21 protein-coding genes and 1 riboswitch are annotated in these 24,218 nt (G+C 73.2%); of the genes, 14 read left to right on the top strand and 7 right to left on the bottom strand.

Annotation, left to right across the window (positions count from 1 at the left end):
* Positions 1 to 52: 52 nt before the first annotated feature.
* The 4 genes from D7044_RS04535 (at position 53) to D7044_RS04550 (ending at position 5,176) form a co-directional block, all read left to right on the top strand.
* Entirely contained in the window at positions 53 to 949 is an 897-nt protein-coding gene (locus D7044_RS04535; RefSeq protein WP_120688060.1) for an ABC transporter permease, read from the top strand.
* A gap of 1 nt (position 950) precedes the next feature.
* A complete protein-coding gene (locus D7044_RS04540) occupies positions 951 to 1,760 on the top strand; it encodes an ABC transporter ATP-binding protein (RefSeq protein WP_120682796.1) in 810 nt (269 codons plus the stop codon).
* A 144-nt stretch (positions 1,761 to 1,904) separates the two neighbouring features.
* Positions 1,905 to 3,419, top strand: coding sequence for a bifunctional cytidylyltransferase/SDR family oxidoreductase (locus D7044_RS04545; protein WP_120688061.1), 1,515 nt, complete (start codon positions 1,905 to 1,907; stop codon positions 3,417 to 3,419).
* A 44-nt stretch (positions 3,420 to 3,463) separates the two neighbouring features.
* Entirely contained in the window at positions 3,464 to 5,176 is a 1,713-nt protein-coding gene (locus D7044_RS04550) for a CDP-glycerol glycerophosphotransferase family protein (protein ID WP_120688062.1), read from the top strand.
* A 10-nt stretch (positions 5,177 to 5,186) separates the two neighbouring features.
* Here D7044_RS04550 and D7044_RS04555 read toward each other — a convergent pair whose 3' ends face one another.
* The 5 genes from D7044_RS04555 to D7044_RS04575 all read right to left on the bottom strand — a co-directional run bounded on the left by D7044_RS04555 (position 5,187) and on the right by D7044_RS04575 (position 10,375).
* Positions 5,187 to 5,930 carry an alpha/beta fold hydrolase gene (locus tag D7044_RS04555; RefSeq protein ID WP_120688063.1) on the bottom strand — a complete coding sequence of 248 codons (744 nt, stop codon included), beginning with the start codon at positions 5,928 to 5,930 and terminating at the stop codon, positions 5,187 to 5,189.
* A 107-nt stretch (positions 5,931 to 6,037) separates the two neighbouring features.
* Positions 6,038 to 6,871 carry a C39 family peptidase gene (locus tag D7044_RS04560; RefSeq protein WP_120682540.1) on the bottom strand — a complete coding sequence of 278 codons (834 nt, stop codon included), beginning with the start codon at positions 6,869 to 6,871 and terminating at the stop codon, positions 6,038 to 6,040.
* Positions 6,872 to 7,111: 240 nt separating this feature from the next.
* Positions 7,112 to 7,256: riboswitch (cyclic di-AMP (ydaO/yuaA leader) on the bottom strand.
* A 398-nt stretch (positions 7,257 to 7,654) separates the two neighbouring features.
* Positions 7,655 to 8,428 (bottom strand): hypothetical protein, encoded by a 774-nt coding sequence (locus D7044_RS04565; RefSeq protein WP_120688064.1) that lies wholly within the window; start codon positions 8,426 to 8,428, stop codon positions 7,655 to 7,657.
* A 148-nt stretch (positions 8,429 to 8,576) separates the two neighbouring features.
* A complete protein-coding gene (locus D7044_RS04570) occupies positions 8,577 to 9,005 on the bottom strand; it encodes a hypothetical protein (protein WP_147434578.1) in 429 nt (142 codons plus the stop codon).
* A 206-nt stretch (positions 9,006 to 9,211) separates the two neighbouring features.
* Positions 9,212 to 10,375, bottom strand: coding sequence for an acyltransferase family protein (locus tag D7044_RS04575; protein ID WP_120688066.1), 1,164 nt, complete (start codon positions 10,373 to 10,375; stop codon positions 9,212 to 9,214).
* Between the two features lie 309 nt (positions 10,376 to 10,684).
* Here D7044_RS04575 and D7044_RS04580 point away from each other — a divergent pair, with 309 nt between their 5' ends.
* The 4 genes from D7044_RS04580 to pseI all read left to right on the top strand — a co-directional run bounded on the left by D7044_RS04580 (position 10,685) and on the right by pseI (position 14,818).
* Positions 10,685 to 12,010 (top strand): polysaccharide pyruvyl transferase family protein, encoded by a 1,326-nt coding sequence (locus D7044_RS04580; RefSeq protein WP_120688067.1) that lies wholly within the window; start codon positions 10,685 to 10,687, stop codon positions 12,008 to 12,010.
* Between the two features lie 89 nt (positions 12,011 to 12,099).
* Positions 12,100 to 13,236 carry a glycosyltransferase family 2 protein gene (locus tag D7044_RS04585; RefSeq protein WP_120688068.1) on the top strand — a complete coding sequence of 379 codons (1,137 nt, stop codon included), beginning with the start codon at positions 12,100 to 12,102 and terminating at the stop codon, positions 13,234 to 13,236.
* On the top strand, positions 13,233 to 13,775 hold the full coding sequence (locus D7044_RS04590; RefSeq protein WP_120682552.1) for a GNAT family N-acetyltransferase: 543 nt from the start codon (positions 13,233 to 13,235) through the stop codon (positions 13,773 to 13,775). The genes D7044_RS04585 and D7044_RS04590 overlap by 4 nt, the downstream gene beginning before the upstream one ends.
* The gene (gene pseI / locus D7044_RS04595; protein ID WP_120682554.1) at positions 13,772 to 14,818 is read left to right on the top strand and encodes a pseudaminic acid synthase; all 1,047 of its coding nucleotides are present in this window, start codon (positions 13,772 to 13,774) and stop codon (positions 14,816 to 14,818) included. Before D7044_RS04590 ends, pseI begins: the two co-directional genes overlap by 4 nt.
* A 67-nt stretch (positions 14,819 to 14,885) precedes the next feature.
* Here pseI and D7044_RS04600 read toward each other — a convergent pair whose 3' ends face one another.
* The gene (locus D7044_RS04600; RefSeq protein ID WP_120682556.1) at positions 14,886 to 15,128 is read right to left on the bottom strand and encodes an acyl carrier protein; all 243 of its coding nucleotides are present in this window, start codon (positions 15,126 to 15,128) and stop codon (positions 14,886 to 14,888) included.
* A 244-nt stretch (positions 15,129 to 15,372) separates the two neighbouring features.
* Between D7044_RS04600 and pseB the strand changes: the two genes are divergently transcribed.
* Genes pseB through D7044_RS04630 form a run of 6 tightly spaced genes read left to right on the top strand, consistent with a single transcriptional unit; the run spans position 15,373 to position 21,967 of the window.
* The gene (gene pseB, locus D7044_RS04605) at positions 15,373 to 16,353 is read left to right on the top strand and encodes a UDP-N-acetylglucosamine 4,6-dehydratase (inverting) (protein ID WP_120688069.1); all 981 of its coding nucleotides are present in this window, start codon (positions 15,373 to 15,375) and stop codon (positions 16,351 to 16,353) included.
* Positions 16,354 to 16,358: 5 nt separating this feature from the next.
* Complete coding sequence (locus D7044_RS04610) at positions 16,359 to 17,510, top strand: DegT/DnrJ/EryC1/StrS family aminotransferase (protein ID WP_120682798.1); 1,152 nt, start codon at positions 16,359 to 16,361, stop codon at positions 17,508 to 17,510.
* Between the two features lie 10 nt (positions 17,511 to 17,520).
* Positions 17,521 to 18,363: a hypothetical protein gene (locus D7044_RS04615; protein WP_120682561.1), complete on the top strand. Its 843-nt coding sequence runs from the start codon at positions 17,521 to 17,523 to the stop codon at positions 18,361 to 18,363.
* A complete protein-coding gene (locus tag D7044_RS04620) occupies positions 18,353 to 20,170 on the top strand; it encodes a class I SAM-dependent methyltransferase (RefSeq protein ID WP_120688070.1) in 1,818 nt (605 codons plus the stop codon). The genes D7044_RS04615 and D7044_RS04620 overlap by 11 nt, the downstream gene beginning before the upstream one ends.
* A gap of 16 nt (positions 20,171 to 20,186) precedes the next feature.
* Positions 20,187 to 20,918, top strand: coding sequence for a cytidylyltransferase domain-containing protein (locus tag D7044_RS04625; protein WP_120682800.1), 732 nt, complete (start codon positions 20,187 to 20,189; stop codon positions 20,916 to 20,918).
* Positions 20,915 to 21,967 carry a PseG/SpsG family protein gene (locus tag D7044_RS04630; protein WP_120682565.1) on the top strand — a complete coding sequence of 351 codons (1,053 nt, stop codon included), beginning with the start codon at positions 20,915 to 20,917 and terminating at the stop codon, positions 21,965 to 21,967. Before D7044_RS04625 ends, D7044_RS04630 begins: the two co-directional genes overlap by 4 nt.
* Before the next feature lie 214 nt (positions 21,968 to 22,181).
* On the opposite strand, the gene D7044_RS04635 is transcribed toward D7044_RS04630, so the two are convergent.
* Entirely contained in the window at positions 22,182 to 24,152 is a 1,971-nt protein-coding gene (locus tag D7044_RS04635) for a hypothetical protein (RefSeq protein ID WP_120682567.1), read from the bottom strand.
* Positions 24,153 to 24,218: the final 66 nt, after the last annotated feature.

Consider the following 24,218-nt stretch of genomic DNA (forward strand, 5'->3'; position numbering starts at 1 on the left):
GAGACCATCGAGCGCGCAACACCTCGACCTCCAAGATCGGAGCGCCACACCCATGGCCAACACCGCGCTGGCCGATCCCGACGCTGGCCTGACCCAGGCACAGCTGGCCGCCCGGTACGGACTCCGGGTTGCCGGCGAGCGGCCGTCCCTGGCCGACTACAGCCGGCGGCTCTGGCACTACCGGCACTTCATCGCCGCCTACGCCAACGCCAAGCTGGTCGCGTCGTACAGCAACGCCCGACTCGGGCAGCTCTGGCAGGTCCTCACCCCGCTGACCAACGCGGCGGTCTACTTCCTGATCTTCGGCATCGTGCTGAAGCAGAACAGCATTCCGAACTTCATCGCGTACCTCTGTACCGGGCTGTTCATCTTCAACTTCACCCAGACCGCGGCACAGAACGGCACGCAGGCCATCAGCGGCAACCTCGGGCTGATCCGGGCGCTGCACTTCCCCCGCGCCTGCCTGCCGCTCGCGATCACGGTCACCCAGTTCCAGCAGCTGCTCGGCTCGCTGGTGGTGCTGCTCGCGATCGTGCTGGTGACCGGCGAGCCGATCACCCTCGCCTGGCTGATCCTGGTGCCGGCGGTCCTGCTCCAGACGATCTTCAACGCCGGTCTCACCATGGCGGTGGCCCGGATGGGCGCGAAGGTCTCCGACCTGCGGCAGGTCATGCCGTTCGTCATGCGGGCCTGGATGTACGGCTCCGGCGTGCTCTACAGCGTCGTCCTCTTCGAGGAGAGCCTGCCCGGCTGGGCCACCAAGCTGGTCGAGTTCAATCCGATGCTGGTCTACATCGAGCTGGCCCGGGTCGCGCTGCTGGAGGAGGCGCCGGTGCTCAACTCGTCCCTTCCCCAGCTGTGGCTGGTCGCCACCGGCTGGGCGATCGTGATGGGCGTCGGGGGTTACCTCTACTTCTGGCGCGGCGAACAGGAGTACGGCCGTGGCTGAGCTGAACGAGGCGTCGAACGATGCGACGCTCACGCTCCCGCAGATCCGCGAACGCATCCCCACCGTCGTCGTCGACGACGCGCACGTGATCTACCGCGTGCACAAGGGGGCCAGCGGCGCCAGCAGCCCGGTGGCCGCGTTGCGCCGGATGATGACCCGCACCTCCGAGCCGAACATCCGGGAGGTGCACGCGGTCAAGGGAGTCAGCTTCACCGCGTACCGGGGTGAGGCGATCGGCCTGATCGGTAGCAACGGCTCCGGCAAGTCCACCCTGCTGCGCGCCATCGCCGGCCTGCTGCCGGTGAACCGGGGCGGGATCTACACCCAGGGCCAGCCGTCGCTGCTCGGGGTGAACGCGGCCCTGCTCAACGACCTCCCGGGCGAGCGGAACGTGGTGCTGGGCTGCCTGGCGATGGGCATGTCCCCCGCCGAGGTGCAGCGGCAGACCCCGGAGATCATCGAGTTCTCCGGCATCAACCAGCGCGGCGACTTCGCCTCGCTGCCGATGCGCACCTACTCCTCGGGCATGGCGGCCCGGCTCCGCTTCTCGATCGCGGCGGCGAAGAAGCACGACGTGCTGCTCATCGACGAGGCGCTCGCCACCGGCGACAAGGGCTTCCGCAAGCGCAGCGAGCAGCGGGTGCGCGAACTGCGGGAGAGCGCCGGAACCGTCTTCCTGGTCAGCCACCAGCTCTCCTCGGTCCGGGACACGTGTGAACGGACGATCTGGCTGGAATCAGGCGTACTCCGGATGGACGGACCCACCGACGAGGTCGTGCGGGCGTACGAGGCGTTCGCCAACGGCAAGTGATCCGGCGACGGGGCGGCCGCACCTGCACGGGTGCGGCCGCCCCGTCGCCGCCGTTGGGGCGCCGAAGTTGACGCGTTAAGGTTCATCCCGTCGCCGCCTGGGCGGAATTTCTCGTTAACGCAAGCCTGGAAGTGAGGATCGGCAATGACGCAGGACCACACCACTGGCCCGGACGCCGCCCCGGAGAATCCGGCACCCTGGCGCCCCTCGCGGACAGTGGCTGTGATCCTCGCCGGTGGGACAGGTACCCGCCTCGGGCTCGGCATCCCCAAGCAGCTGCTGAAGATCGCCGGCAAGCCGATCATCGAGCACACCCTGGCCGTCTTCGAGTCCGCGCCGGAGATCGACGAGATCATCGTGCTGATGGCCAGCGGCCACGTCGGCGAGGCGCAGGAGATCGTCGACAAGGCCGGCTTCCGCAAGGTCGGCAAGGTGATCGAGGGTGGCGAGAGCCGCAACGAGACCACCCGCATCGCGCTCGACGCGGTCGGCGAGGGGGACTGCAACATCCTCTTCCACGACGCGGTACGGCCCCTGGTCAGCCACCGGATCGTCCGCGAGTGCGTGAACGCCCTCTGGACCTACTCGGCGGTCGACGTGGCCATCCCGTCGGCCGACACGATCATCCAGGTGGACGAGGAAGAGTGCATCACCGACATCCCGGTGCGCTCCTCCCTGCGCCGCGGCCAGACCCCGCAGGCGTTCCGCTCCGGCACCATCCGGGAGGCGTACCGGCTGGCCGAGGGCGACCCGCACTTCGCCGCCACCGACGACTGCGGCGTGGTGCTGCACTACCTGCCCGGCACGCCGATCAAGGTGATCGACGGCTCGGACGAGAACATCAAGGTCACCCACCCGGTCGACGTCCACCTCGCGGACAAGCTCTTCCAGCTCGCCGCCGCGCGGGTGCCCCGGCTCGCCGACCACCGCAGCTACCGCGAGGAGCTGACCGGGCGGACCGTGGTCGTCTTCGGCGGCAGCTACGGCATCGGCCACGACCTGGCCGAGCTGGCCCGCCGGCACGGCGCCCAGGTCTTCGCGTTCAGCCGGAGCAGCACGGAGACCCACGTCGAGCGGCCGGAGGACGTCGAGGCGGCGCTGAAGACGGCGTTCGAGGCGACCGGGCGGATCGACCACGTGGTGGTCACCGCGGGTGTCCTGGAGAAGGGCAACCTCGCCGAGATGGACGAGGAGACCATGGACCGGGTCCTCCAGGTCAACTTCGTCGGGCCGGTCACCGTCGCCCGCCTGGCCCTGCCCTACCTCCAGCAGACCAAGGGGCAGCTGCTGCTCTACACCTCCAGCTCGTACACCCGGGGTCGGGCGCGCTACGCGCTCTACTCGGCCACCAAGGCCGCACTGGTCAACCTCACCCAGGCGCTGGCCGACGAGTGGGCGGACGTCGGTGTCCGGGTCAACTGCGTCAACCCGGAGCGGACGGCCACCCCGATGCGTACCCGGGCCTTCGGCGAGGAGCCGGAGCACACCCTGCTCTCGGCCGAGGCGGTGGCCCAGGCCTCGCTGGACGTGCTGATCTCGGAACTCACCGGGCAGGTCATCGACGTACGCCGGCCGCAGGGCGAGGCGCCGCAGACGGTCCCGGCCCAGGCGGCGCCCTCCGACGGTGGCACGACCGCCACCCCGGCGACCGCCGGCTGACGTCGAACGTCTGCTGACCGCGAACGGCGGTTGAACGGAGCGACATGCGTGGTGACCTGTTCCGCAAGCTGATCGCTCGATGCCTGAGCATCGGGCTGGCCGTACTGGCCTTCCTCACCGCCGCGCTGACCGGCGCGACCGGCTGGGGCCTCGCGCTGGCGGTCGCCGCCCTCGCGGCGGCGGCCGTGGAGCGGCGGATCCGTCCCGGCGCGGACACCGCCGCCGAGACGACGTTGATCGCCGCGGCCGTGCTGGTCGCGTACGCACGACGGCTCGACCACGGGTTCGACCCGGCGCTGGCCGCCACCGCGCTCGCCCTGCTCGGGCTGGTGCTGCTGGTCGGGCCCTTGCGGCAGGCCGGCGACCTGGAGGTCCGCACCGCGAACCTGCCGGTGCGGTCCTGGGCCCCGCTGGTCGCCACGCACCTCGGCGACGCGCTGCTCGGGCTGCTCGCCGTGGTGGCGCTGGCCGCCGCGGCGACCCTGCCGGCGCTGACGGCGCTGGTGGCGGCCGTGCTGGTCGGCGCCGGCGCCGGTGCGGTCGGGGCGGACCTGGCCCGGCGACGCTTCCGGCCGTCCGCGTCGGGCGGGGCGACGGCGCGGGCGCTGCGCGCATACGAACCGGAGTTCATCCTCTACTTCTCCGCACCGCCCGGGTCGGAGTACCAGGTCACCATGTGGCTGCCGTACCTGGAGCGGATCGGCCGCCCGTTCCTGGTGGTGCTCCGCGAGCCGGAGTTCCTGGCGCCGGTCGCCGCCGCCACCACCGCCCCGGTGGTCCACTGCCCCACCCTGCGGGCGCTGGACGAGGTGCTGGTGCCGAGCCTGAAGGCGGCGTTCTACGTCAACCACGGCGCCAAGAACAGCCACTTCATCCGGTTCACCCAGCTGACCCACGTGCAGCTGCACCACGGCGACAGCGACAAGGCGCCGAGCGCCAACCCGGTCTCCGCGATCTTCGACCGGATCTTCGTGGCCGGGCAGGCCGCGATCGAGCGGTACGCGCGCGTCGGCGTGGAGATCCCGGCGGAGAAGTTCGTGGTGGTCGGCCGCCCGCAGGTCGAGTCGATCGAGGTTCGCACCGAGCGGCTGCCCGCGCTGACCCCCCGCACCGTGCTCTACACCCCGACCTGGACCGGCCACCACGCGGACGCCGACTACTGCTCGCTGCCGGTGGCCGAGCCGCTGCTGCGGCGGCTGCTGGACCGGGGCGCGACGGTCATCCTGCGCGCACACCCGTACACCACGCAGAACCCGGCGTCCGCCCGGCAGCTCGGCCGGCTGACCGAGCTGCTCGCCGCCGACCGGGCCCGGACCGGCCGGCAGCACCTCTGGGGCGCGGCCGCGAGCCGGGACCTGAGCCTGGTGGAGTGCGTTAACCGCTCCGACGCCCTGGTCTCCGACGTCTCCGGAGTCATCTCGGACTACCTCTACTCCGGCAAGCCGTTCGCGGTGACGGACATGGGGGCCGACGGCGACGCGTTCACCGAGCGGTTCCCGCTGGCGGCCGCCGGGTACGTGCTGCGCCGGAACATGGCCGACCTGGACGAGGTGCTGGACCGGTTGCTCGACACCGACCCGCTCTCCGCGCAGCGCTGGGAGACCCGGCGACGCTACCTCGGCGACTTCCCGGCCGAGTCGTACGCCGAGGCCTTCCTCGCCGCCGCCCGGCGCGAGCTGGAGCCGGCCGGACGGACGCCGACGCCGCGCGTCGGCCGGCCGGCCGCAGCGGAGGCGGCACCCCTGCCGACCGCCTGAGGCCGGCCGCTCAGCGGTACGACTCGACGAGCGCCAGCACCGCCTCCGGGTCCTCGACGTGGGCGTTGTGGCCGAGCCCGGCAAGCGTGGCGACCGGAACCCCGTAGCGCCGGAGCTGCGCGTCGGTGACCAACGGGTCGTGTTCGCCGCGCGCCAGCAGGATCGGCACGTCGGTGGCGGCGAGCAGCGCCGACAGGTCCGGCTCGCCGACCGCGAACGCCGCGGGGTCCATGGCCAGTCGCCAGCGCCCATCCACCTGGCGCAGCCCGGCCGTCACCCTCGGATCGTCGGGGGCGACCAGTCCGGCCAGCCCGGAGACCCGCAGGTAGCGCTCGGCGGCGGCGTCGCGGTCGGCGTACCAGGCGACCGGACGGGCGGCCAGCTCCCGCGCCTTCGCCAACTCGGCGCCGGACCAGACCGCCTTGATGCCGAGCCCGACGACAGCGGCGACCGGTAATCCGGCGTCCCGCGCGGCGAGCGTCAGGCCGACCACGCCGCCGAGCGAGTGCCCCAGCACGATCAGGCGGTCGTCCGGTGCGAGCGCCTCGGCCACCCGCTCGGCCAGCGTGGCGAAGTCGTAGGCGGGCAGCGGTGGTGAGGTGCCGTGGCCGGCGAGGTCCGGCGCCAGCCAGCGCCCCTCCCACCGGCGTTCCAGCAGGGCCGCCCAGGGCAGCCACACCTCGCCGGTCGCGCCCATGCCGTGCAGCAGCAGGAGCGCGGGTCGGCCGGGCGTACGGGCACCGGCGTCGGTCATGGACGCAGTCTGCCATCGCGGCGTCGGCAGGGCGAGGGTGGAGATCCGGTACGACGACGGGCGCCGGCCCCTTGATCAGGTGCCGGCGCCCGAGGTGAACGCGATCGTCAGGCGGAGTAACCGCGGGAGGTGATCCAGTTCGCCAGGTCGATCGTGGTGATCCAGTACGACGGCACCGCCGGGTTCGCCGAGTCGGCGATCTTCACGGTGCGGCCCTGGTCCCGGTAGCCGACGACGGCGATGTAGTGCCCGCCGCCGAAGGAGTGCCAGCCGCCGTCGGTGTCGACGGCGTCGCCGACGATGTTCGCGACCACGCCGCGCCCGTCGGTGATGGCGCGGACGATGTCGGCCTGGAGCCGGTCCATCTGGGCGGGACGCGGCGCGGTCGGGAACATGGTGGTCTTGTACGGGTTGCCCTTGACCACCGCGTTCAGCACCCGGGTGGTGTCCTCGGCGGAGTTGGTGCCCATCTCGGTGGTGCCGAGCTGCGTGGCGAGGTCGTCCTGGCCGCGCTCGATGCCGGTGGCGCTGAGCGCGTTGCGGGTGGCGGCGGGCCCGCAGTAGTAGAAGGTGGTCTGCGCCTGGTAGTCGTAGTCGAGGACCTTGCTCGACGGCGGCTTCGGCGGGGTCGGCTTGCGGGTCAGGTCGGGGTTCGCGGCCTTCTTCGCCGCCGGTGCGCCGGCGGTGGGCGAGCTGGCCGTGGGCGAGTCGGCCGCCGGTGTGGTGGGCTGCTGCTCGCTGAGCGAGGCGATGCCGGCGTCGCTGCGCAGTTCGGCCGCGACCGCGGCGGAGGCGCGCTGCGCGGCGGGCGCCTCGTCGGCGCCGTTGAGCAGGGCGCCGGTGGTGGTCGCCAGCACCAGCGCCGCGGCCGAGGCGGCGGCGATCTGGTACGGCCGCGCGGCGGCCAGGCGACGGAGCTGACGCTTCAGGGTGTGCTTCACGGTTCCTCCACGGTTCGGGGGGTGAGCGACCGGCCGCCGTACCGGGAATCGGGTAGGCGTCACCGCGCGGACCTGGTCCGCGTGCGGTTGGTGGATCGCTCAGGGGATCGCCCGGTGGACCGGGCGGCGTGACGCGGGTGCCGGATCAGCTCGCCGCTACGAGGCGGGCGAGCGCGGGCACCGGGGCGCCGTGGAGGTTCGGGGACGGCCGAGGGGTGGGTTCGTGCACCACAGGGATGGAACTCCTTCCGGCACCGCCTACCGGGTTAGCTGACGGATTCGGGCGGGAAGATCGCCCTACCGCGGGCCGTGGCTCGCGGATTCACCCCGGACGTACATGTGGGTCCCCGGCTCGTGAAGAACAACGATTAGGCGGGTCGGCGCGGCGTCGCCTCTTGCGATCGGGTACCGCACCGGACGGGCCGACACTACTGGTCGACGAGGAGCCTGCCAACCCTTCGCCACCTGCTTAAACCTGTTCCGTCTGACAATTTTTCCGGGCGTTTGGCCGCTGACGGGACTCAATGGGACGGGCAGTTACGGCGGCGTTCGGGGGGCGCAACAGGACGGGCCGACGACAACCTTGTCAAAGGGCCGGGATGATTCGAACCGGCTGGACCCGCTGACCGTTTCCGGGCCGCTGTGACCGGGCTCACGGAGTTGCCGGCGGAATTCGACCGACATCCGCCGGCACGGCGATCAACTCCCACCCTGAGGTGCGGGGTCCGGACGACCGGGCCGCCCGATCTTCCAGGAAGACGAGTCGGTCGGGGAGCGGCCCGGTCAGCCGACCCTCGCCGGGCGCCAACGGGCGGTCACCAGGCGGGCGGGGGCGGTGCTCGCCGGCCGGGTCGCCGTCGACCGGCCCGGCCGGACGCGGACCGCCGCCGCGTACGCCTCGGTGGCCAGCGCGCGGGCCGCCTCGGCGGCGAGTTCGGCGTCCCGCCAGGCGCGACGCTCCCGCTCCTGAGCGGCCCGGTATCCGGCCAGCCGGCCGTCCCGGACCACCCGGGCCAGGCGCACCTCCTGCTCGACCGGGTGCAGACGGGGATCCCAGCCGTCGCGGTGTCCGAAGACGTCGCCGAGTTGGCGCAGGGTGAGATCGCCCCGCCAGTACGCCGCCGTGGCCGCCCGGTGCAGGTGCCGCTCCCGGGCCGCGTACTCCGCTGGGGTGTGGGGCGTGCGGGGCGTCGGCAGGGCGCCCGCGCCGGCGAACCGGCGGGCGGCGCTGTCGGCCTCGTCGTACGCCGCCCAGGCCCGGTCCAGCTCGGCCTGGGCGGTCGACCACGCGTCCCGTCTCCGTCGGGCGGTCTGCGCCGCGCCCGCGGCGGCGACCGCCACCTCCTCGGCGTACCGGCGCAGGTCTGTCGCCTCGGCCGCGGCCAGCTCGCGGTCGGACGGCACGGTCGGGGCGCTCCGGTCGTCCTCGGGGCGGTCGCGTTCGGGGCGGGCGACCAGCACGGTGAGCACGATCAGGGCCAGCACCAGCAGGGCCGACCAGATGGCGGCGGCCTGCGGCACCTCGACGAGGAACTGGTAGAGGACGGTTTTCTCCATGTCGACACCTCGGGGCAGGCAGACGCGAATTTGGGAAGCCGCCCGGCCACCCGGGGCGGGGCCGACTCGGCCGCGCGGGGCGCCGGGGCGGGCGCGGTTGACGCGTTCGGCGGGCGCGGCGGGAGGGTTTCCTGCTCCCGCCGACGGGTCAGGCGCCGGGCGGGGCCCGGGGCGCTCGAACGGTCGGGAGCGCGTTGCGCTGCGGGTGCGCCTCGGTGGCCGCGACGGCGACCGCGGCGGCCACCGGTGCGACCAGGGCGAACGGCTCGACTGTGACACCGGGCGCGGACGGTGCGGCGGCCGGCGGGCCGGCGGCCTCGGCGGTGCTCTGCGGTGCGACGGTGCCGTGCGCGACGGCGACGACCGGGGAGTCGGGCGCGCCGACGAACGTGGGAGCGCAGTCGCAGGCCCACGAGCCGGTGAGCGACGGCGACTCGGTGGTGGCCTGCGCGTGCGGAGCCCCGAACGGCGCCAGCGACCCGACGGTCAACGCGCCGGCCACCGCGAGGCTGGCCAGCAACCGAGCGGCCCAACGCGCCACCCACCACAGGGGATCGGTGAGCGCGAAGGAAGGCATGGGGCAACGCTACCCCCGCACCACCGGAGTCGCACGGTAGCCGGGCGTGTCGCGACGCCGCGCCGACCGCACCGACCAGGGTGGACGTCCCAGCTCAGGAGCGGTTCGGCGTCGAGTCGGAGGGGCGCCCGGGGCCGGGGAAGCCGAGCGGCGGCGGGGCCGTCCGGCCCGCTCGACGAGGCGAGTCGAGCCGGCTCGGCCCGCGGTCAGCGGGAGCGTGCGGGGGCGGGGGCGGCGGCGGGGGCCGCGGGCGGACGGGCACGGCGTGGACCGAGCCGGCGCATCATCGGCATCTCGACCCAGCGGTGCAGGAGCCCGGCCAGGACCAGGTTCAGCAGGAGGAACCCGAGCACGGCGGCCGGCCCCCACCACCCGGGCAGGCCGACACCCCAGTCCCCGGTCAGCCGCAGCACGGTCGTCATGACGAGGACGTGGACGAGGTAGAAGGCGAAGGAGACCTCACCGAGCCAGATCATCGGACGGGACCGCCACGGCGAGCGGAGGCCGCGCACGTCGGCGTCCGCCGCCGCGGTGATGACCAGGAGGTAGGCGGCCGCCAGGAGCGCGGCCCAGAACTCGGCGCGGATCCATCCGGCGGCGGCCACCCAGACGGCGACGAAGAGGAGGCTGGCCAGGGGGAGCCGTGGACCGCGCCACCGGCCGCGCAGCATCAGCTCGGCGGCGGCCACCCCCATCCAGAACTCCAGGGACCGGGTCAGCGGGAAGATCTGGGTGAACCACCAGCGGTACTCCTCGGGCACCAGCAACTGAGCCGGCCAGAGCGCCAGGATCAGCAGCGGCACCGCGACGACGACCGCCCAGAGCAGCCCGGCCCGCGCCCGGCGGACCAGCGGCAGCGCCAGCGGTAGGCAGAGGTAGAAGAAGAACTCGCAGGAGAGCGACCAGCTCACGTTGTTCATGCTGTAGAAGTGGCCGCCCCGGAAGTCCCAGGCCTGGAGCAGGAGGAGATTCTCCACCGCGACGTCGACCCGCACCGGATCGGCGAACCAGAGCGCCACCAGCAGCGCCAGCGCCCAGAGCACCGCGTGGTTCGGCCAGATCTTGGCGAACCGGCGGCGCCAGAAGTTCCGCCGCCGCTCCCCGGGCCGCGCCGACCAGACCAGCACGAAGCCACTGAGGATGAAGAAGAACTCCACTCCGGACAGTCCGAGGCTGAAGACCTTGCTGACCACGCTCTGGTAGTCGGGCTCGGCGATGATCCGCATGGTGCCGGCGTGGAACCCGAAGACCAGCAACGCCGCGATCCAGCGCAGTCCGGTGAGGGAGGGTAGGCGACCGGCTGGAGCGCCGCCTCCGGCGGACGGTGTCGCCGTCGCCGTCGTGCTCGCCTGCCCCACCGTCACCAGCATGTACCTCTCCTCCCCCGGCGGCGCCTCGAGCTGCGCGGGCTGCCGCCCGTGACCCGGCCGTCGCCCGGAGCCCCGGAGGCCGCCACGCCGGCGGCGCCACTGATCCGGGCCGCCCGTTCGGGGCACCCTATCCGCCGCGCGGATGACGACCGCCGGCCGGTCGTACGACTCTGACGCCGCGGTGTGCCATGGATGTCCGGTGGCTTAATATCGCGGGGCTCGGAGGTGATGGATGCGGCGCGCCTCCGAGGAGCCCCGCACCGACGGCAGCGAGGCGCCGTCGCGGACGGACGAGAATTGGAGCGACCGATGCACCAGCGGATCCTGATGCGGGCCAAGAAGGGCCCCTTCGACGTCTACTCGCCGGAGGAGACCTTCGAGCAGAACTGGATCGGGGAGAACGCTGGCAATCTCGTGTTCAGCCACGCGGCGTACAAGCTGCTGGGCGCCGGGAACACGCAGATCGAGCCGACCGCGTTCCGGGCGAACCTCCGCGAGGCGGACATGATCAACGAGCGGTACGACGTGTTCGTCGTACCGCTGGCCAACGCCTTCCGGCGCAGCTACGCCGAGCGGCTGGGGAACCTGACCCGGCTCATCCAGCGGCTGCGGATCCCGGTGGTGGTGCTCGGGGTGGGCGCCCAGACGAACGTCAAGGGCGACCTGGAGTACCTGCGCCCGATCGACGACGCGGTGAAGGCGTTCGTCAAGGCGGTGCTCGACCGGTCGCACAGCATCGGCGTCCGGGGGGAGATCACCGGGGACTACCTCCGTTCCCTGGGCTTCTCGGCGGTCGACGTGATCGGCTGCCCGTCGATGTTCCTGCACGGGGACAACCTGCGGGTGGAGAAGCGCAAGGCGTTCCTGGAGCCGCACGACCGGATCGCGATGACCATCTCGCCGTACGTCAAGTCGATGGCGAAGGTGGTGGGCAACCACCACCGCAAGTACCCGAACCTGCGCTACATCCCGCAGGACCTGAAGACCCTCGGCACCCTGCTCTACGGCGACGCGCCGGAGGACCGGGGCAAGACGAGCCAGATCCCGATCCACACCTCGCACCCGCTCTTCACCGAGGACAAGGTGCGGATGTTCGTGGACCCGTCCACCTGGATGGAGTACCTGTCGGGCTTCGACTTCAACTTCGGCACCCGGATCCACGGCACCATCACCGCGCTGATCGCCGGCACGCCGGGTTACCTGTTCGCGCACGACTCCCGCACGCTGGAGCTGGCGCGGTACTTCGAGATCCCGCACCGGGTGATGAAGGACGTGCCGGCCGACGTCGACGCGGCCGACCTGTACGAGGAGGCGGACTACACGGCCCTCAACAACGGGCACAAGGCGCGATTCGCGGCGATGCTGTCGTTCCTCGCCAAGCACGACCTCCCGAACGCCTTCGCCGACGGCGACAGCCCCAGCCGCTTCGACGAGCAGGTCCGCGCCACCACCTACCCGCCGGCCGTACGGCCCGCCGCCGCCGCCGACCAGGACGTCCTGCTGGGCCGGCTGCAGTGGTTGCGCGACCACGCCGACGAGCTGCGCGGCGAGGTGGAGAGCCTCCAGCAGGTGCGGTTGCACGTCCGGATGCGGCAGGCCGTGGGCGGCCGGGTGCGGCGCATCCTGAACCGTTAACCTCCCGCTCGGCCGCTGTTCAGTAAGCTCACCGCCACCGGTCATGTGAGGTTCCGGACCCGTCCACCCGCAGGGTCGAAGGTGGCGGCGTGGTCAATGAGCCGACGCATGCCCCGCTGCTGAGTCTCGTCGTGCCCGTCCACGGCGTCGAGGCCTACCTGTACCAGTGCCTGGAGTCGATTCGGGCCGACATCCCGGCCGCCGAGGCGCACCAGGTCGAGCTGGTCGCGGTCGACGACGCCTCGCCGGACCGCTGCGGTGAGATGCTGCGCTCGTACGCGGCCGACCGGTCCGGCATCCGGCTCGTGCACCTGACGCAGAACGTGGGCCTGGGGCTGGCCCGCAACGCGGGGCTCGACGTGGCGACCGGCCGGTACGTCTGGTTCGTCGACAGCGACGACTGGCTGCCGCCGGGCACCATCCCCGCGGTGCTGGACCGGCTGCGCCAGCACGAACCGGACGTACTGCTGCTCGATCACCTCCGGGTGCACGAGGACGGCCGGCGGGAGGTCGACGCCAGCAGCCACCTGCTGCGTGACGTGCCGGGTGTGGTTCGGCTGGCCGACCGCCCGCAGCTGCTGCGGGTGCAGCACACCGCCTGGAACAAGGTGGTCCGCCGCGGCTTCCTGGACGAGCTGGGGCTGCGGTTCCACGCGGGCTGGTACGAGGACATCCCGTTCAGCCACCCGCTGCTGATCGGCGCCGAGAAGATCTCGGTGCTGGACCGGGTCTGCTACCTGTACCGCCGGGGCCGGCAGGGGGCCATCACCTCGACCCGCAGCGGCCGGCACTTCGACGCCTTCGACCAGTACGAGCGGCTGATGGACTGGGTGCGCCGGCGCCACCCCGACGAGCAGCTGCAGGCCGACCTCTTCGGGTTGATGGTGAACCACTACCTCGTGGTGGCGGGCAACGACGACCGGCTCCACCCCCACCTGCGCCGGGCCTTCTTCCGGCGGGTGACCGAGCACTACCGCCGCTACCTGCCGACCCGCGGCTACACGCTGCCCGGCGGTGTTCCGGGGCTGAAGCACCGGCTGGTCGGGCGGGGCGACTACCTGGCGTACGCGGCCCTGCGGCAGGCGCACCGGGTGACCGGCCGGCTGCGCGCCACCCGCGACGGCGGTCCGGGTGAGGACGCCGACACCGACCCGGAGACCGTGGGCGCGTCGATCGGGCAGCCGCTCCCCGCCGAGCAGGCCGGTGTGCTGACGGTGCGGGCATGAGCGAGCACCGCGAGCGGGTCGAGGAGGAGAGTGCGGCCGGTGCGGGGTTTCGCCCCGCCGACGACGGCGACGTGCGGCGGATGCTGCAGTGGCGTAACCACCCGCAGGTTCGAGGGGTGAGCCTGACCAGCCACGAGATCGGCTTGGACGAGCACACCGCCTGGTGGACGCGGGCCCGGGTCGACCCGGACCGTCGGGTGCTGATGCACCTGCACCGGGGCGTCCCGTCGGGGGTCGTCACCTTCGCCGGCCTCACCTCCCCGGAGCGGGCCCTCACCTGGGGTTTCTATCTCGACGTCGCCGGGCTGGACGCGCGGGGCGAGCTGCTGCCGGCATGGCTCTCCCTGGAGCGGGCGGCGATCGCGTACGCGTTCGAGACGCTCGGCGCGCACACGCTCGGCGGCGAGACGTTGACCAGTAACCAGCCGGTGCTCGCCCTGCACCGGCGGTTCGGCTTCCGCGTCGTGCGGCAGTACGAGCGGGAGATCGAGGGCAGGCCGCATCAGGTGGTCTGGACGGAGATGAGCAGAGGAAAATGACAGTCAGCATCGGGCCGCACCGGGTCGGCCCTGGAGAGCGTCCCCTCGTGGTCGCCGAGATGTCCGGTAACCACAACGGCAGCCTCGATCGGGCTCTGGAGATCGTGGACGCGGTGGCGGCGAGCGGAGCGCACGCGCTCAAGCTCCAGACGTACCGTCCGGACACCATCACCATCGACGTGGACGCGGAGGCGTTCCGGATCTCCGACGAGCACGGCCTCTGGGGCGGTGAGAACCTCTACCGGCTCTTCGAGCGGGCGCACACCCCGTACGAGTGGCACGAGCCGATCTTCGAGCGGGCCCGCCGGCACGGGCTGACGGTCTTCTCCTCCCCGTTCGACCACACGGCCGTGGAGCTGCTGGAGAAGCTGGACGTACCGGCGTACAAGATCGCCTCGTCGGAGCTGGTGGACCTGCCGCTGATCCGCCTCGTGGCGAGCACCGGCAAGCCGATGGTGATCTCCACGGGGATGGCCACCGTCGGTGAGATCGACGCCGCCGTGCGGACCGCCCGCGAGGGTGGCGCCGGGGGCATCGTGCTGCTCGCCTGCACCGCCTCCTACCCGGCGCCGCCGCAGGACAGCAACCTTCGCCGGATCCCGGTGCTGGCCGACACGTTCGGCGTGCCCGTGGGACTCTCCGACCACACGCCCGGCATCGGCGTGCCGGTCGCCTCGGTGGCGCTCGGCGCCTGCCTGATCGAGAAGCACGTGACGCTGCGCCGGACCGACGGCGGCGTCGACTCGGACTTCTCGCTGGAGCCGGCCGAGTTGGCCGCGCTCACCGTCGAGTCGGAGCGGGCCTGGGCCGCGCTCGGCACCACCCACATCGGCCCCACCCCGACCGAGCGCGAGGGGTTGCGGTTCCGCCGCTCCCTCTTCGTCGTCGCCGACGTACGGGCCGGTGACCCGGTGACCGCGGCGAACGTCCGCTCGATCCGGCCCGCCGGCGGGCTGCCCCCGGCCGATCTGGACAAGGTGCTCGGGCGGACCTTCGCCAGTGACGTCTCGCGCGGGACGCCGCTCTCCTGGGATCTGATCTGACACGTGCGACGGGCCTGGTCCGTGCGGACCAGGCCCGTCGTCGACTCTCCGGGAGCCGGCCGCGGGATCAATCGGTGAGAACGGTCCCGTGCTTTTCCAAAATCTGCCGGGCGCGGTCGAAGGAACTGAGATCGATAACCTCGTCGGTCTCCAACATCACGTCGAACTCGTCCTCGATCGCGGCGACGAGCGACATGTGCGCGAGCGAGTCCCACTGCTCGATCCCGCGATATTCCAGACTCTCCACCTCAGCGTCCTCGGGCAGTTCCAGGGCGGTTCGGAAGACGGTCCTCAGTCGCTGCAGTTCCACTGTTTTCCTCCGTGACAGGCACGCACGACCACGCGTGCCGGCCGAGTGTAGCCGAGGTCCGGGACCTCACCACCTGCGCTGGAATACACAGGAGATGTTCGCCTGGACGGCATTCCGCATTCACCTTGCCCGCGACGGCAGTTAACGGGAGTGCGTTGGCGTGTTAACCCACCGGGTCTACCGTCACGATCCGTTCCGTCAGCCGGGCGCCGACCGTAAGCCACCACGACCGCGGGAGAAGCAATTGAAAGAGTTGAATGGGTCTTCCATTCTTATCACCGGGGGAACGGGTTCCTTCGGGAAGGCCTTCCTCCGGCACGTCCTCGCCGAGGCCGACCCGGCCCGGGTCGTGGTCTTCTCCCGTGACGAACTCAAGCAGTACGAGCTGCGCCAGCAGCTGGGCGACGACCCGCGGCTGCGCTGGTTCATCGGCGACATCCGCGACCGGCACCGGCTGACCCGGGCCATGCACGGGGTGGACCACGTCGTGCACGCCGCGGCGCTCAAGCAGGTGGACACCGCCGAGTACAACCCGTCGGAGTTCATCGCCACCAACATCACCGGCTGCCAGCACGTGGTCGACGCCGCCATCGAGGCGGGCGTGAAGAAGGTCATCGCGCTCTCCACCGACAAGGCGTCCAGCCCGATCAACCTGTACGGCGCCACGAAGCTCGTCGGCGACAAGCTCTTCATCTCCGCGAACCACTACGCCGCCCACCACCCGACCCGGTTCGCCGTGGTGCGGTACGGCAACGTGGTCGGCAGCCGCGGCTCGGTGGTCCCGCTCTTCCGCCGGCTCGCCGCCGAGGGCAAGAGCCTGCCGATCACGGACAAGCGGATGACCCGCTTCTGGATCACCCTTCCGCAGGCCGTCCAGTTCGTCGTGGACTCGTTCGACCAGATGCAGGGCGGCGAGCTCTTCGTCCCGCGGATCCCGAGCATGCGGATCCTCGACCTGGTCGAGGCGGTCGCCCCGGACGCCACCACCCACGAGGTCGGCATCCGCCCCGGCGAGAAGCTGCACGAAGAGATGATCTCCCTGGACGACAGCCGCCGGACGCTGCGCGCCCCGGACCGGTTCATCGTCCAGCCGACGATCGCCACCTGGGGTTACGAGCCGCCGGCCGACTGCGAGCCGGTGCCGGACAACTTCGCGTACCGGTCCGACAGCAACGACGAGTGGCTGAGCGTCGAGCAGCTCCGCCACGTACTCAGCGAACAGTGATGGCGATGCTTCCGTACGGTCGGCAGTCGATCACCGAGGACGACGTCGAAGCCGTCGTCGCCGCCCTGCGTAGCGACTGGCTCACCACCGGCCCACAGGTCGACGGCTTCGAGGCCGACCTGGCCGAGTGGGCCGGTGGGGTCGGCTGCGCCGCCGTCTCCAACGGCACCGCGGCGCTGCACGTCGCCTACGCGGCGGCCGGGGTGGGCCCCGGCGACGAGGTCGTCGTCCCGCCCATGACGTTCGTCGCGACGGCGAGCAGCGCCGTCGCGCTCGGCGCGAAGATCGTCTTCGCCGACGTCGAGGAGGAGACCTTCACCCTCGACCCGGCCGCCGTCGCCGCCGCCACCACCTCACGTACCCGGGTCGTCTCGGCGGTCGACTACGCCGGCCACCCGGCCGACTACGACGCCCTGCGAAGCGCGATGGGCGGCTCGGACGCGCTGCTGCTGGCCGACGCCGCGCACTCGATCGGCGCCACCTACAAGGACCGGCCGGTCGGCACGCTCGCCGACCTGACCACCTTCTCGTTCTTCCCCACCAAGAACCTCACCACGGCCGAGGGCGGCGCGGTCGCCGCCACCGACCCGCGGCTGCTGGAGCGGGCCCGCCGGTTCCGCAACATCGGGCTGGTTCGGGACCGGAACGAGCAGCGCTGGCCGGACGAGGGTGGCTGGCACCAGGAGGTGCACGAGTTCGGGCTGAACTACCGGCTGCCGGACGTGCTCTGCGCGCTGGGCCGCAGCCAGCTGCGCCGGCTCGACGGTTTCCTCGCCCGCCGGGCCGAGCTGGTGGCCCGCTACGACGAGGCCCTGGCCGACCTGCCCGGTGTGCTCACCCCGGGCCGGCGGTCCTGGGCCCGGCCGGCGTGGCACCTCTACCCCGTCCGGATCCTCGACGGGCGTCGCCGCGAGGTGTACGACCGGATGCGCGAGGCTGGCATCGGCGTGCAGGTCAACTACATCCCGGTGCACTGGCACCCGGCCTTCGCCGACCTCGGCTACCGGCGCGGGTCCTGCCCGGTGGCTGAGTCGTTCTACGCCCAGGAGCTCTCGCTGCCGCTCTACCCGACGCTGAGCGACGCCGACCAGGAGCGGGTCGTGGACGCGCTCGCCGCAGCGTTGCGCGGGCGGACGGCGCGGCCCGCCGCCGCCTGATGGGACGCTGATGCACCACGCCAACCACTTCTACGGCCACGCCCACGTGCTGGCCCGCTACGCGGGGCTGGGCGACCGGCACCCGCCGCGGATCAACGGCTACGTCCAGCACGGATGGAACATCGGCGACGGGCTGGCCCCCGGCCACCCGTACGCCGAACGCACCCCGAGCCTGCTCTGGTCGGAGCAGACCCGGCGGCGCGCCTGGTCCGTGGGGCGGCGCAACGTCTCCGTCATCGGTGCGCCCTTCACGTACCTGCTGGCGATGGAGCCGGACGACCCGCCGGCCGAGGAGCGGGAGGGCACCATCTGGTACCCGTTCCACGGCTGGGAGGGGCAGCACGTACACGGCGACCACAAGAAGCTGATCGCGCTGATCCGAGAGACCGAGCCGGGTCCGGTGACCGTCTGCCTCTACTGGCACGAGTACGGCATGCGCGGGGTGCGGCGGCTCTACGAGAACGCCGGCTTCCGGGTGATCTGCCACGGTTACCGGGGGCACTGGTGGAAGGACACCGACCCGTACTTCCTCGACAAGCAGCTCGTCGAACTGCGCCGGCACCGTCGGGTGGCCTCGAACCGGCTGACCAGCGCGATCTTCTACGGCATCGCGGCGGGCTGCGAGCCGGCCGTCTACGGCGACCCGATGGTGCTCGCCGACGAGGATCCCACCTTCGGCGGTACCGCCCGGATCCGTCGGCAGTGGCCGGAGCTGCACGGAGCGTCGGTCGACCTCCCCACCGCCGTCGCGATAGCCCGGGACGAGTTGGGCACCGACCACCGCTGCACGCCGGCCGCGCTGCGCGAGCTGCTCGGCTGGGCGAATCTCCAGGAGGAACCAGTTGACCACTGAAACGGCGCCGGCCGACCGGATCGTCCTCCCGGGCGGGGAGATGCTGACCTGGTCGGACCTGCCGGAGCAGCGTCCGGGCACGGCGGGAGCGCTGGCGGCGCTGGCGGCGCGCGTCGTACCGGCCGGAGCCGCCGTGCTGGTCGCCGGGCCGCACGACCCGGCGTTGCTGGACCGGCTCGCCCACGCCGAGGTCACCTGCCTGCTGCGCGGCTACCCCGACGGGGCGGCCCTGGCGTCGCGCGCCGCCCGGGTGGTGGTGGGCGGCCCCACCGGTCTCGGCGACGACGAGCGCTTCGACGTGGTGATCGCGGGCGCCGGGCTCGACCCGGTCGAGTCGGTCGAGGGGGCGCGGCTGGGCTGGGGCGCCGTCCTCGCCCGGCTCACCGGCGCGCTACGCCCCGGCGGCACCCTGCTGCTCTGGGCGCAGAACCCGATGGGGCTGCGCCGGCTCGTCGACACCGATGCCTGGTACGCCCGCCGGGACGACGCCGCCTGGACCGTGACCGGTGTGCTGGACGTCGACCACCCGGCGAACCGGGAGCAGCTGCGCGACCGCCTGGCCGGGGCCGGCCTGCGACCGGACGCCTTCTTCGCGGCGTACCCCGACGTCGGCGGGCGGGCCCTGATCGACGCCGACGAGCTGGCCGCCGCAACGACGTGCGGGCTCTTCGACGCGGTGCTGCACGACGCCGGCGGCAACGGGTTCGCCGCCACCACCGTGCTGCAGGACCCCGCCCGGCTCGCCGTGGACGCGCTGCACACCGGGCTCGGCGCCGCGCTGGCCCCGGGCTGGGTCGTGCTCGCGACCAAGGCGCCGGCGTCCGGGCCGGTCGACGGCGAGCCGTCGAGGGTGCTGCCGGTGGCGCTGCTGCAGACCGGACCCGCGGCGGACGTGCTGGAGGTCGTGACCGGTCCGCAGGGGTGGCGTTGGCAGGTGACGCCGGCCGAGCGCAGCGAGAATCCGGCCGCGCCCTTCGCGACCCGCGAGGCGGCCTGCCGCGACCTGGCCACGCTCGACGGTCAGCCGGTGCCGCAGGGACGGCTGCTGCGTACGCTGCTGCTCGACACCGCCCTGCGCCAGGACCTGGACGGGCTGCGCCGGACGCTGCGCGGGTACGCGGACTGGCTGGCCGGGCAGGCCGACCCGGACGGGGAGCTCGGTGGCGCGGTGGCGCTGGCGACCGTCGACAACGTGCTGGTCGCCGACGGCGCGTACGCGCTGCTCGACCCGAGCTGGCAGGCCACGGCGCCGCTGCGCACGGAGGTGGTGCTCGCCCGCGGGCTCCGGCGGTTCGCCATCACCCTGGTCACCGGCGGGTACGCCCACCCATGGCCCTCCACGCTGGACATCGCGGGGCTCACCGTGGTGCTGGGCGGGGTGGCCGGCCACGACCTGGCCCGGGCGACCGTGTCGGCGGCCGTGGAGACCGAGGCCGCCGTGACGGCCGCGGTGCGCGGGCTGGACAACGAGGGGCGGGGCGTGCTCCTGAGCGAGCTGCGCGCGGTCGAGCCGACCGACCCGCCGGCCGGGCCCCGCAGCTACCAGCAGCTACGCGAGGCGTGGCTGCGCCAGCGGGAGGAGCTGACCCGGCTCACGGCGCTGCTCAAGTGGACCGAGGAGTTGCTCACCTCGCGGGAGCGGGCGCTGCGCCGGGCCGAAGTGAAGATCAACCTGCTCAGCGGCTCGGTGAGCTACCAGGTGGGCAGACTCGCCATCACCCCGGCCCGGCTCGCCCGGCGCGGGGCCCGCGCGGCCAAGCGCCGCGTCCGTGAGGTGCTGGCGCCCAAGCCCCAGGAGGGGCAGTGAACGGGTGGAGGTGCCGCTGATGCGGATCGTGGGGATCGTCCAGGCCCGGATGGGCTCGTCCCGGCTGCCGGGGAAGGTGTTGCGCCCGCTCGCCGGACGCAGCGTGCTGTCCCGGGTGGTCCGGGCTGCCCGGGACAGCGGGGTGCTCGCCGACCTGGTGGTGGCGACCAGCACCGACGCGGTGGACGACGCGGTGGCCGTCGAGTGCGAGCGGCTCGCCGTGCCGTGCCATCGGGGCCCGGTCGACGACGTGCTGAGCCGGTTCGTCGGCGCGCTCGACGCCCACCCCGGGGACGCGGTCATGCGCTTCACCGCCGACTGCCCGCTGCTCGACCCGGAGATCATCACGACGGTGGCCTCGGTCTACCAGGCGGTGCCCGGGCTCGACTACGCCAGCACCTCGATCGCCCGTACGCTGCCGCGCGGGCTCGACGTGGAGATCATCCGCGCCGAGGCGCTGCGGACGCTGGATCGGCTCGCCACCGACCACCACCGGGTGCACGTCACCTCTTACGCCTACACCCACCCGGAGCTGTTCCGGGTGCTCGGGGTTACCCTCACCCCGGACCGGTCCGGGCTGCGGCTCACGCTCGACACCGAGCAGGACTGGGCCCTGCTCCGGGCGGTCGTCGACCACTTCGGTGACGTCAGCGTGCCGCTGGCGAAGCTCGCCGACTGGCTCGACGGGCAGCCGGCGCTGCGCGCGCTCAACGCCGACGTACGCCAGAAGCGGCTGGAGGAGTCCTGAGAACCGTACGTGTCGGGCTCCGCTGCGACGCCGGCCCCCAGCGGGGCGTCGGCCACCTGGTCCGCTCCCTCGCGCTCGGCGAGGAGTTCCTCGCCCGCGGCGCCCGGGTCGAGATGTTCGGCTCGGTCGAGTCGGTCGGCTGGGCCGCCGCGCAGCTCGCGGCGCGCGACGTCCCACTGCACCCGGGTCCGCAGACCCCGGCCGAGCTGGTCGAGACGGCCCGCCGGCACCGGTTGGACGTGATGGTCCTCGACTCGTACGAGCTGGACCCGGCCGGGGCGGGCGCGCTGCGCGCCGCCGGCGTGGTCACGCTCGCGGTGGTAGACGGTGACACCCGGGGCCAGGACGCCGACCTCTACCTCGACCAGAACTTCGGCACGCGGATCGACGCCCCGGCGTCCCGGCTGCTGGCCGGCGCCGAGTACGCCCTGCTCCGCGACTCGGTGGTGGCCGCCCGGCCACCGGCCCCCCGGCAGGCCACCGAGGCGGCGCGCCCTCGGGTGTTCGCCTTCTTCGGCGGCACCGACGCGGTCGGTGCCGCCCCGGTGCTCGCCCGGCTCCTCTTCGAGACCGGGCTACCGATGGAGCTGACAGTCGTCGTCGGACGGCCGGAGATCGGCGCGGAGCTGGCCGAGGTGCCCCGGGGGCACGATCAGGTGCTGCGTCCGATCCCGCCCACCGACGCGCTACCCGCGCTGATCCAGGCGGCGGACCTGGTGGTCAGCGCCGCCGGCACCTCCACCTGGGAGCTGTGCTGCCTCGGTGCGCCCTCGGCACTGGTCTGCGTGGTCGAGAACCAGCGGGAGTCGTACCACCGGGTGGTGCGGCACGGGCTGGCCGCCGGGGTCGGCGTGCTGCCGGAGCTGACCGAGGACGCGGTGGCGGGGCAGGCGGCCCGGGCGCACGCGGGCCGGGTCCTCGCCGAGCTGCTCACCTCCCCGTCCGGGCGCGCCGAGCTCTCCGCGCGGGCCTGGTCGGTGGTGGACGGTCGCGGGCGGGGCCGGGTGGCCGAGGCCGTCCTGGCCCGCCTCGGCGCCGTACCGGCCTGAGCCGGAGCGGACTCCGCGCCACCACCACCATCCGGCCGGAGGGGCGATCGTCGCCACGGCCCGCCCACGCGACCGCACGCCGGGGCTACCTGCCCAAACGATGGCACGTCGGGCTGTCCGCTCACGCGACGGCCCGTCGGGGCTACCCGTCCCGGGGTGAACGCTCCTCGCCGCGACACCCGGCACGCCGGTCGCGGCGAGCAGCGGCGGCGGGTCAGCGCAGCGGTTCGACGGTCACCCGCGCCCGCAGCCCCGGCCGTTCGGTGAGCAGCTCCTCGACCACCGCGGCGGCCTCCGGGCTGGTGGTCAGGAAACGGATGGGACGCTTCTCGGCCGCGACGACGGCCGCGCTGCGGGCCGGCTCGGAGAGCGGAAGGTTGTAGAACGCCGGAGCGGAGTCGCCGTGGCTGCCCTGCAGGGTGGCGACGAAGAGCGTCTCCAGGTACCCCTCCCGCCGGTGGTCGCTGACCACCACCGTCACCTCGCCGGGCCGGGCCGGTGCCTGGGCGAGGGCCCGCACGGTCACGTCGGCCTGCCGGGGGCGGTCCAGCGTCCCCGACCACCAGGCCTGCGCCCAGGTGGTGCTCCGGTTGCCGAAGGGCTGCGCGAAGACGCCACCGCCGCGCAGCAGGCCGGCCACGCCCGCCGCGCCCGCCACCAGCGACAGCGCGACGGCGACCCGGGCCAGCCGCGCCGCCCGCGGGCGAGCGCCGGCCGGGGACGCGGCACGCCACGGCACGGGCCGCAGCAGCAGCACCGCCCCGAGGCCGATGAGCAGGACGACCAGCAGCAGGTGCAGGGTCTTGCCGTAGTAGTAGCGCGGATCGGTGCCGAGCGCCTGGAAGTAGATGCGGAACCCGAGCGCGAAGGCGACGGTCGCGGCGAGCGCGCCGACGTACCGACGCCAGACCGGCAACCGCAGCCCACCGGCGGCAAGCCCGGCGCCCACCACCCCGGCGAGCGCCAGGAACGCGTCGTAGCGCGGGAAGACGCCGCCGCCGGTGGCCACGTTGTCGACCTGGTCGGTGAAGAGCAGCCCCGCCACGCTCGGCAGCGGCGTGAGCACGGCGGTGACCAGCGCGACCGTCACGAGCAGCCACGGCCGGCGGCGCACCGCCCGCCGGTGCCGGACCAGCCAGGCGAGCACCAGCACCCCGACCACCGGCAGGAACATCAGGTACGCGAAGCCGATCCCGACGCAGAGCGCCCCGAGCAGGCAGAGCTGGGTGCCGGTGCGGGCGACCGGCCGGCAGACCAGCCCGATCAGGATCGCGGTCAGCGCCAGACCGAGGCTCTCCCCCGGGTAGCCGTAGACCACGAACCGGGTCAGCTCGGAGCCGAGGGCGAGGGCGGTCACCGCGCCGGCCAGGGCGAAGGCCCGGACCGGGTCCAGCAGCCGCCCGGCGATCCGGCCGGCGGCCCAGACCACCGCGAGCACCAGCAGGGCGTACGCCGCCAGCGCCCAGCCGAGGTAGTGGTCGAGGGTGCTCGCCGGCCCGCCCGGGGCGGTCGAGGAGCGCAGGAACGTGTCCAGCAGCGCGGCCGTGAGGTGGAAGCCCTGGGGGTAGTAGACCATCCCCTCCGGCGCGATCCGGGCCGCCGCGTCCGAGTGCGCGAAGAGGTAACCGCCCACCGCGCGGATGCCCTCCATGGTGGCCAGGTGCCGGCTGTTGTCCTCGCCGGTCATCGCGTACGCCAACCGGCCGGCCAGCCCGTCGGCGCGCAGGTACGGCCAGGCGAGGGCGAGCGCCGCGAACGCCGCCGCGAGCACCGGGGCCAGGTCGGCGGCCGTCGGGCGCGGCAGGCGGGGCCGGACTCCGGTGACCAGGGCGTAGCCGAGCAGCACGGTCAACGCGCTGCCCGCCACCGGCACCGGATGCAGCCCCCACGGCCAGTACGAGAAGAGCAGGCCGGCGGCGCAGATCGCGCCGAGCAGCAGCGCCGCCGCGAGCACCAGCCGGTCCAGCAGGGTCCGCCCGACCCGCAGCAGCGCGGCGGTGGTCACCAGCACCAGCGGCGGCAGCAGCCCCGCCACGTGCAGCGCGTACGCCAGCAGGGGCACGACCCAGGCGGCGAGCAGTGCGACCGCCACCACGAGCGCGCGCCGGCGGCCGGCGGGTGGCGCCGCCGTCGGCGGAACCGGCGGCGGGGTCGCCACGGCGGTGCTGGTGGAGCTGCTCGACACGGGTCGCCTCCTCCTGGCGTCGCCCGCCGGGTGGGGCGGAGGCGACTCACCGTAGGGAGGTTCCGC

The organism is Micromonospora musae, from assembly GCF_003626635.1.
GTDB lineage: Bacteria > Actinomycetota > Actinomycetes > Mycobacteriales > Micromonosporaceae > Micromonospora > Micromonospora musae.

Excerpts from the sequence above, each read along its gene's own strand:
- D7044_RS04565 (WP_120688064.1), bottom strand. The coding sequence starts at position 8,428 with ATGGAGAAAACCGTCCTCTACCAGTTCCTCGTCGAGGTGCCGCAGGCC.
- pseI (WP_120682554.1), top strand. The coding sequence starts at position 13,772 with ATGACAGTCAGCATCGGGCCGCACCGGGTCGGCCCTGGAGAGCGTCCC.
- D7044_RS04575 (WP_120688066.1), bottom strand. The coding sequence starts at position 10,375 with ATGCTGGTGACGGTGGGGCAGGCGAGCACGACGGCGACGGCGACACCG.
- D7044_RS04580 (WP_120688067.1), top strand. The coding sequence starts at position 10,685 with ATGCACCAGCGGATCCTGATGCGGGCCAAGAAGGGCCCCTTCGACGTC.
- D7044_RS04590 (WP_120682552.1), top strand. The coding sequence starts at position 13,233 with ATGAGCGAGCACCGCGAGCGGGTCGAGGAGGAGAGTGCGGCCGGTGCG.
- D7044_RS04535 (WP_120688060.1), top strand. The coding sequence starts at position 53 with ATGGCCAACACCGCGCTGGCCGATCCCGACGCTGGCCTGACCCAGGCA.
- D7044_RS04610 (WP_120682798.1), top strand. The coding sequence starts at position 16,359 with ATGCTTCCGTACGGTCGGCAGTCGATCACCGAGGACGACGTCGAAGCC.
- D7044_RS04545 (WP_120688061.1), top strand. The coding sequence starts at position 1,905 with ATGACGCAGGACCACACCACTGGCCCGGACGCCGCCCCGGAGAATCCG.
- D7044_RS04550 (WP_120688062.1), top strand. The coding sequence starts at position 3,464 with ATGCGTGGTGACCTGTTCCGCAAGCTGATCGCTCGATGCCTGAGCATC.
- D7044_RS04555 (WP_120688063.1), bottom strand. The coding sequence starts at position 5,930 with ATGACCGACGCCGGTGCCCGTACGCCCGGCCGACCCGCGCTCCTGCTG.
- D7044_RS04615 (WP_120682561.1), top strand. The coding sequence starts at position 17,521 with ATGCACCACGCCAACCACTTCTACGGCCACGCCCACGTGCTGGCCCGC.
- D7044_RS04570 (WP_147434578.1), bottom strand. The coding sequence starts at position 9,005 with ATGCCTTCCTTCGCGCTCACCGATCCCCTGTGGTGGGTGGCGCGTTGG.